The organism is Scytonema sp. UIC 10036 (genome assembly GCF_009725235.1).
Genome location: NZ_WJFC01000347.1, coordinates 1 through 7,485 on the forward strand (window position 1 = coordinate 1; position 7,485 = coordinate 7,485).

General features: G+C 43.7%; 6 protein-coding genes and 1 pseudogene. 3 read left to right on the top strand and 4 right to left on the bottom strand.

The genetic code is table 11. The features are described 5' to 3' along the window. Window positions 1-39: 39 nt before the first annotated feature. The 3 genes from F7734_RS59680 to F7734_RS59690 form a co-directional block, all read right to left on the bottom strand. Window positions 40-1,713 carry a ribulose bisphosphate carboxylase small subunit gene (locus F7734_RS59680; protein WP_155753588.1) on the bottom strand — a complete coding sequence of 558 codons (1,674 nt, stop codon included), beginning with the start codon at window positions 1,711-1,713 and terminating at the stop codon, window positions 40-42. Between the two features lie 133 nt (window positions 1,714-1,846). Then, the gene (locus F7734_RS59685) at window positions 1,847-2,149 is read right to left on the bottom strand and encodes a EutN/CcmL family microcompartment protein (protein WP_155753589.1); all 303 of its coding nucleotides are present in this window, start codon (window positions 2,147-2,149) and stop codon (window positions 1,847-1,849) included. A 6-nt stretch (window positions 2,150-2,155) separates the two neighbouring features. Beyond that, the gene (locus F7734_RS59690; RefSeq protein WP_017747342.1) at window positions 2,156-2,503 is read right to left on the bottom strand and encodes a BMC domain-containing protein; all 348 of its coding nucleotides are present in this window, start codon (window positions 2,501-2,503) and stop codon (window positions 2,156-2,158) included. Between the two features lie 26 nt (window positions 2,504-2,529). On the opposite strand from F7734_RS59690, the gene F7734_RS59695 reads away from it, so the two are divergent. Continuing rightward, window positions 2,530-2,694: a hypothetical protein gene (locus tag F7734_RS59695; RefSeq protein WP_155753590.1), complete on the top strand. Its 165-nt coding sequence runs from the start codon at window positions 2,530-2,532 to the stop codon at window positions 2,692-2,694. Window positions 2,695-2,960: 266 nt separating this feature from the next. Here the strand turns inward: F7734_RS59695 and F7734_RS59700 are convergent, their stop codons facing one another. Further along, the gene (locus F7734_RS59700) at window positions 2,961-3,269 is read right to left on the bottom strand and encodes a BMC domain-containing protein (protein WP_009457333.1); all 309 of its coding nucleotides are present in this window, start codon (window positions 3,267-3,269) and stop codon (window positions 2,961-2,963) included. Between the two features lie 630 nt (window positions 3,270-3,899). On the opposite strand from F7734_RS59700, the pseudogene F7734_RS59705 reads away from it, so the two are divergent. Together F7734_RS59705 and F7734_RS59710 are read left to right on the top strand one after the other, a co-directional pair. Continuing rightward, window positions 3,900-5,729: pseudogene (locus F7734_RS59705) on the top strand (NAD(P)H-quinone oxidoreductase subunit F); the annotation flags it as partial. Between the two features lie 251 nt (window positions 5,730-5,980). Continuing rightward, the gene (locus F7734_RS59710; RefSeq protein WP_155753592.1) at window positions 5,981-7,462 is read left to right on the top strand and encodes an NADH-quinone oxidoreductase subunit M; all 1,482 of its coding nucleotides are present in this window, start codon (window positions 5,981-5,983) and stop codon (window positions 7,460-7,462) included. Window positions 7,463-7,485 lie beyond the last annotated feature (23 nt).

Consider the following 7,485-nt stretch of genomic DNA (forward strand, 5'->3'; position numbering starts at 1 on the left):
TGTCCCCCTTGTCTACCTTTGTCCCCCTTGTCCCCTAAACTACGGACGTTGAATAATCACCTCTGCTACACGGCGCTTGGCTTTGGGGTCAATGCCAACTAAGCGCAAGTATTCTCCTGGATACTCTGTTAGGAAAGCTTCCAATGCTGCTGCTGCTTGTGATGCGGAATTAGCTTCAATCTGTCCGCAGCTAGACCAAGAACCCATGCGGAATCTCCGTTGATCTACGTGTTCTGCACTAATTTTATACCCACTAGCAATAAGCTGTCGCAGCTGGTCAAGGACTTCAGAACTTAAACGGGTACTGGTCGCTGAGGCGGTTGCTGTAGAGTAGCTCGAGGAGGAGTAGCTTGAGGAAGATGCACTAGAGCTTGAACTGGTGGATCTAATTGAAGAAACTGGATCTCCCGGTCTTTGAATGATGGTTTCTAGTACCCGACGCTTAGCTTTGGGGTCAATCCCTATCAGCCGCACGTACTCACCTTGGTGACTGCTCATACATTCTTCTAATGCAGCAACTACCTCTCTTGTACTTGTTGCATTTACGGGGGTACAGCTTTGCCAAGAACCCGTGCGGAAGCGACGCTCATCTACGTGTTCCATGCCAATTTTATAACCCTGGTTTAATAACTGGCTGATTTGCTGTGTTATGTCACCGTTGATTTTGTTGCTACTCGTACTTGTACTGTTGCTGTTGCCATTACCGTTGTAGCTGCTGCTCGTTGGTGTAGGAGCTTTAAAAGTAGAAGATGTATTTGCGACTCCATCCGGACGCTGTATTATCGTCTCCAACACACGCCGTCTGCCATTAGGGTCAATACCAAACAGGCGTACATATTCTCCAGAATGATCGCTCAGACAACCTTCCAAAAGTGAGATTGCTTCCCCAACGGATCTCGCTTCTATGGGGCGACAACTTTGCCAAGAGCCTGTGCGGAACCGTCTTTGGTCAACATGCTCTGTGCCAATTTTGTACCCTCGATCTAACAGGTAGCGTACCTGTTCTACTGTTTCAGCACCCAAGCTACTGCTCGCCACGTCGTTACTCCTTTCTAATCCGTTAACACCGTTGCTTGTATAAGATTTATCTAGTTCGTCTCTAACTCTTCTAATACACTTACTATCTGCGGCACAAAGATAGCCAGACCGCAAAGCCTGATTAATACCTACAACATGATGGGCAAAGTGCTTATCTTGGTCTTGCACATCTGGCAAGCGATCTGCTTGCTGCTGAGTAGTAATAATTGCTCCAGAAGGTACGTACTTGCCAGGAGGAATTTCCACATCTTGGATCAAAGCGTGCATCATGACAATGCAACCTGCCCCTACCCTAGCGTTAAACACTGTTGAGCGAAAGCCGATAAAACAACTGTCTCCGACATAGGCAGGTCCGTGAATGAGAGCCATATGGGTAATAGACGCATTGCTACCAATCCATACAGAATACTCATCCTGGTCATCACCGATGACCCGTCCTTGCTCCAATCCATGAACTACTACACCATCCTGTAGATTAGTGTTTTCACCTATATGAAAAGGCGTACCCTCATCTGCCCGAATAGAAGTACTTGGTGCAATAATCACATTAGCACCAACGCGTACATCTCCAATAATGTTAGAAAAAGGGTGTACAAAGGCACTTTCATGGATTTTCGGCTCATCTAAAGTTTTTGACCACGGGGTTGGGGGTGCCGCCGTGCTGCTAACTGCCATGACTAAATTCCTCCTCTTAACTGCTAATTGCTAATTGCTAATTGCTAATTGCTAATTGTTAATTGCTAATCGCTAATTGTTAATTGCTAATTGTTGCATTAGCCATTAGCCATTAGCCGTTAGCCATTAGCAACTACCTATACTGATCCTTTTTGCTGTAAATCAGCCGATCTTCAACGTGAACTGTATCAATTATTGCCACGACGGCTGCATCTACAGGACGTTGCTCATTTCCTAAAATTTGACGGGCAGCACTGCCACGACAAACCAGTACCCATTCATCTACTCCAGCACCCACACTATCAGCTGCTACCTCGTATTCTTGCTGAATACGTCCTTCTTCGTCTACCAATTGCAACAGCAGTAGTTTTACACCCCTCAGACTTGGATCTTTTTGCGTGCTCACTACTGTGCCGCGAACTTTTGCAATTTGCATTACACGTTATGGTCTTCTACCACCAAAGGGACGAATCGCATTAACATTTTCGCGGAATTGCTCTACATCTTCGGTGTATCGAATAGGCAGAACATACTCCAAATTTTCGTGAGGACGAGCAATGATGTGTGTGGACAGAACTTGTCCGCCATTGACTCGCTTTACGGATTCAACTCCAGCAGAAACAGAAGCTTGTACTTCCGAAACATCCCCCCGAACAATAACTGTTACACGACCACTTCCAATTTTCTCATAGCCTACCAAGGTTACACGAGCTGCTTTCACCATTGCGTCTGCTGCTTCTACAACTGCTGGAAAGCCCAGCGTTTCAACCATTCCTACTGCGATTGACATGGATTTTGTTCCTCTATGCTTAAAAAATGAACACAAAACTTATGGATTTGGGATTTGGGATTTGGGATTTGGGATTTGGGATTTGGGATTCTGGATTTTGGATTCTGGATTTTGGATTCTGGATTTTGGATTTCAAAACTGGCTTCTATACTGCTAACCCACTCGCTTGTGAGTCAAGGTATGCGTTCTAGATAAAACCTAGTACCGCAAGGCGAAAGTCAAAAGTCAAAAGTCAAAAGTCAAAAGTATGGAATATCAAGGCTTTTGCCTGTTTGAAATGGTTGCTTTATTTCCGCCGCATTGTACTAGTTTCTTGGAGTTTAGTTTACGAGATATTAGTCCCTAGCTTGATGCTTGAGCAACCCCATCCACGCATCCTCAATCCCCAATCCCCAATTCCAAATCCCCCAATCTAAAATCTAAAATCCAAAATCCAAAATCCAAAATCAAAGCATCCTTACGTCCTGAATTGCTCCACCGCTTCGGTGTAGCGGATGGGCAAGACGTATTCTAGGTTTTCGTGGGGTCGGGCAATAATGTGAGTGGATACAACTTCACCGCCATTGACTCTTCTGGCTGCTTCAACTCCCGCAGCAACTGAAGCTTGTACTTCAGATACATCTCCGCGAACGATTACAGTAACCCGAGCACTGCCGATTTTTTCATACCCTACTAAAGTGACGCGAGCGGCTTTCACCATCGCATCTGCTGCTTCCACTACTGCTGGAAACCCCTTTGTTTCAATCATCCCAACTGCAATTGGCATCGCAGAACTCCTGAATAAGTTATTGCAATATGTACTGAAGAACCGAAAATTTAGACGGGTACGCCGATCTTAAGCTTGAAAAGCATATCCAAATTAAGCATAGAAAAGCTTAGCACCCCTGGCAATATAAATTACCATAATAGTTTGTAATAAAAAAGTTTTAAAAAACTTAACATAAATTAAGGGAGGTGATTTTGCTCAACCGAACTTCACAGATTCCTAGAGCAGCCACTTCTGCTTTATAATTTTTTTATGACATTGGCTAAGGCAAGTTCATACAAGCCGAAATTCTATCCGAAGAGGAATGACTGAAAGCGAGGGCGTGTTCTTCTGCTGTCTTTCCTCGCTTTTTGCTAGCCGTGTAGAAACTGTATAAAGAAAATATATAATTTTTAATTATCTACCTTATAAACTGGGTTTTTATCATTAGCAATTCCAATTTCACCAATGGAGACCGAGAAAGGTTAGGAAAATGATGTTTTTTTCAGGGATATTATCTTTTTTTTGTATGTTAGAGGTAAAAAATGAAAAAGTCGTATTGAAGAATCCATTTGGAATTCTCCAAGATGGTCGGGGGATGAAAACCATTTCATCAAATCATAAAAACATTTTTTTCTAGGGAATCTTTAGATGAATCAGTTTCTGTTTTCAACCAGTTGGTGGATACCTTTTTATGGGTTAATCGGTGCGATTTTAACCTTACCTTGGGCAATGGGGCTTGTTAAACGTACAGGACCCAGACCAGCCGCTTATTTCAACCTGTTAACAACTGTTGTGGCTTTTGTTCACAGTCTGCTGGTATTTGTAGATATTTGGAATAGCGAACCAGAAAATTTTGTCATTACCTGGTTTAAGGCTGTAGATTTTGATTTGTCCTTTGCTTTGGACATTTCTCCTGTCAGTATTGGCGCAACAGCGATGATCGCCGGGTTAAGTTTGCTGGCACAAATTTATGCCCTAGGTTACATGGAGAAAGACTGGGCATTAGCGCGTTTCTTTGCCTTAATGGGATTTTTTGAAGCAGCAGTGAGTGGATTAGCTATCAGTGATTCCTTATTTCTCAGTTATGCCCTCTTAGAAATGCTGACTCTTTCTACCTACTTGTTGGTAGGGTTCTGGTACGCACAACCTCTGGTGGTAACAGCAGCACGAGATGCATTTTTGACCAAACGAGTGGGAGACTTACTCCTACTTATGGGAGTTGTCACGCTTTCCAACATGGCAGGGAGCTTAAATTTCTCAGATTTATATGAATGGGCACAAACAGCTGAGTTAAGCCCTGTCACATCAACTTTACTGGGTTTGGCATTAATAGCAGGACCTGCTGGTAAATGCGCTCAGTTCCCCCTACACCTGTGGTTGGATGAAGCTATGGAAGGTCCCAACCCAGCTTCGGTGATGCGGAACTCAATGGTAGTGGCTGGTGGAGCTTACATACTGTATAAACTACAACCACTTCTAGCACTGTCTCCAGTTGCCCTAAACGCTTTAATTATTATGGGTACAGTGACAGCAGTCGGTGCATCGTTGGTATCAATTGCCCAAATTGATATTAAGCGAGCACTATCCCATTCCACAAGTGCATATATGGGCTTGGCATTTTTGGCAGTCGGAATGCAACAAGGGGGCGTTGCTCTGATGTTGTTATTCACTCATGCTGTTGCAAAAGCACTGCTATTTATGAGTTCTGGTTCAGTCATATTCACCACCAGCACGCAAGACTTGACAGAAATGGGTGGGTTGTGGTCGCGCATGCCAGCAACCACCACTGCCTTTGTTGTTGGTTCAGCCGGTATGGTAACGCTGCTACCATTGGGAAGCTTTTGGGCAATGTTAGGTTGGGCTGATGGTTTAGCTTTGGTTAGCCCTTGGGTGATTGGAATTTTGGTACTTGTGAATGGTTTAACAGCATTAAATTTAACAAGAGTCTTCAGGTTAGTTTTTTGGGGAGAGGCACAACCAAAAACCCGCCGTGCGCCAGAAGTGGCTTGGCCAATGGCATTTCCAATGGTGGCACTTACCACAGTCACTTTGTTAGTCCCTCTCATGCTACAGCAATGGTACTTACTTCCAGATTGGCAGAGTATAAATTGGTACGTAGTAGCTATTTTATTGTCATCTAGCTTAGTAGGAGTGACTATCGGGTCTAGTATTTACCTGCACAAAGCTTGGTCACGATCCAGAATTCTGGCATGGAGATTTGTACAAGATTTATTGGGTTATGACTTTTACATTGACCGAGTTTATCGAGTCACAGTAGTGAGTGCAGTCGCATTGCTTTCTAGATTTTCTGCTTGGAGCGATCGCTATTTAGTGGATGGTTTCATCAACCTAGTAGGATTTGCGACAATATTTAGCGGGCAATCCTTAAAGTACAGCGTCTCAGGTCGTTCACAAGGTTATTTATTGACTATCCTCATTGGCGTCAGTGTTTTAGGTTTCCTAATTAGTTGGTCATTAGTCACTGGTCATTGGTCATTGGTCATTAATCATTGGTCATTGGGCATTGGACATTGGGCATTGGGCATTGGTCATTGGGCATTGGTCATTGGGCATTGGGCATTGGTCATTGGGCATTGGGCATTGGGCATTGGTCAAGTGTCATTGGTCATTAGTCATTAGTTGTTAGTAAGAACAGATGACAAATAACAAATGACAAAGGACAAATAACAAATGACAAAGGACAAATAACAAATGACAAAGGACAAAATATGCTCAGTACTTTAATTTTGTTGCCATTGCTAGGTGCGGCATTCATCAGTTTTTTACCTTTTGGAATGACTCCAAAAGCTAGTAAGAGATTTGCTTTGGTCATTGCCAGTGTGATTTTCATTTGGACATTAGTACTGGCAAGTTTGTTTAACCTCTCAGAAGTCAATCAACAATTCACCGAGTTTTTGCCTTGGATAGAGACTCTAGGTTTAAACTATCGTCTTGGAATAGATGGTTTGTCGTTACCGTTGGTACTTTTGAACGGGTTGCTAACTGGTATTGCCATCTACAGTAGCGATACAGAAATTAGTCGTCCTCGCTTTTACTACTCCTTACTCCTACTCTTAAATGCAGGGGTTAATGGAGCTTTTATCGCACAAGATTTACTGCTGTTTTTCCTGTTTTATGAAATAGAACTTATTCCCCTATACCTATTGATAGCTATTTGGGGTGGACAAAAACGCGGTTATGCAGCTACTAAATTTCTCATATACACTGCTGTTTCTGGAATCATCATTTTAGCGAGTTTTCTCGGTATCGTTTGGCTGAGCGGTTCTTCTAGCTTTGCGTTGGATGCCATAAGTACCCAAACTTTAACATTAGAAACTCAAGTTCTATTGCTGTTAGGAATCTTAATTGGTTTTGGCATCAAAATTCCCTTAGTTCCCCTACATACTTGGTTACCCGATGCTCACGTTGAAGCTTCCACACCTGTTTCGGTGCTGTTAGCCGGGGTGCTGCTCAAGTTGGGAACTTATGGTTTGCTCAGATTTGGAATGAACTTGTTACCAGAGGGTTGGCATTATCTCGCCCCCGCACTGGCAACTTGGGCAGTCGTGAGCGTACTTTATGGCTCATCTTGTGCGATCGCCCAAAAAGATATGAAGAAAATGGTGGCATATAGTTCCATAGGACACATGGGCTATGTGCTTCTTGCAGCTGCGGCAGCAACACCGCTCAGTGTTTTGGGAACTATGTTGCAAATGATCAGCCACGGGTTAATTTCTGCGCTTTTGTTTTTACTTGTGGGAATTGTCTATAAAAAAGCCGGTAGCCGTGACTTAGATACTTTGCGAGGGCTGCTCAATCCCGAACGAGGAATGCCAGTGATTGGAAGTTTGATGGTGTTGGGCGTTATGGCAAGTGCTGGTATACCGGGCATGGTAGGGTTTATTTCTGAATTCATCGTTTTTCGCAGCAGTTTTGCAGTGTTTCCAGTGCAAACCCTTCTATCCATGATTGGTACGGGTTTAACAGCTGTTTACTTCTTGCTGCTCACAAACCGTGCCTTTTTTGGACGCTTATCCCCACAGGTTTCAAATTTACCTCGTGTTTCTTGGGCAGAACGTGCGCCTGCAGTTGTATTAGCAGTGCTGATTGTGATTTATGGTATCCAACCCAATTGGTTAGCACGTTGGAGTGAACCGACAATCGCAGCAATGATAGCTGCACCCAGTACTGTTGTGTCTACTAGAGATTAGGGGATAGGGGGTAGGGACTGGGG

Coding starts and splice junctions, on each gene's coding strand:
- F7734_RS59680 (WP_155753588.1), bottom strand. CDS start 1,713: ATGGCAGTTAGCAGCACGGCGGCACCCCCAACCCCGTGGTCAAAAACT.
- F7734_RS59685 (WP_155753589.1), bottom strand. CDS start 2,149: ATGCAAATTGCAAAAGTTCGCGGCACAGTAGTGAGCACGCAAAAAGAT.
- F7734_RS59690 (WP_017747342.1), bottom strand. CDS start 2,503: ATGTCAATCGCAGTAGGAATGGTTGAAACGCTGGGCTTTCCAGCAGTT.
- F7734_RS59695 (WP_155753590.1), top strand. CDS start 2,530: ATGAACACAAAACTTATGGATTTGGGATTTGGGATTTGGGATTTGGGA.
- F7734_RS59700 (WP_009457333.1), bottom strand. CDS start 3,269: ATGCCAATTGCAGTTGGGATGATTGAAACAAAGGGGTTTCCAGCAGTA.
- F7734_RS59710 (WP_155753592.1), top strand. CDS start 5,981: ATGCTCAGTACTTTAATTTTGTTGCCATTGCTAGGTGCGGCATTCATC.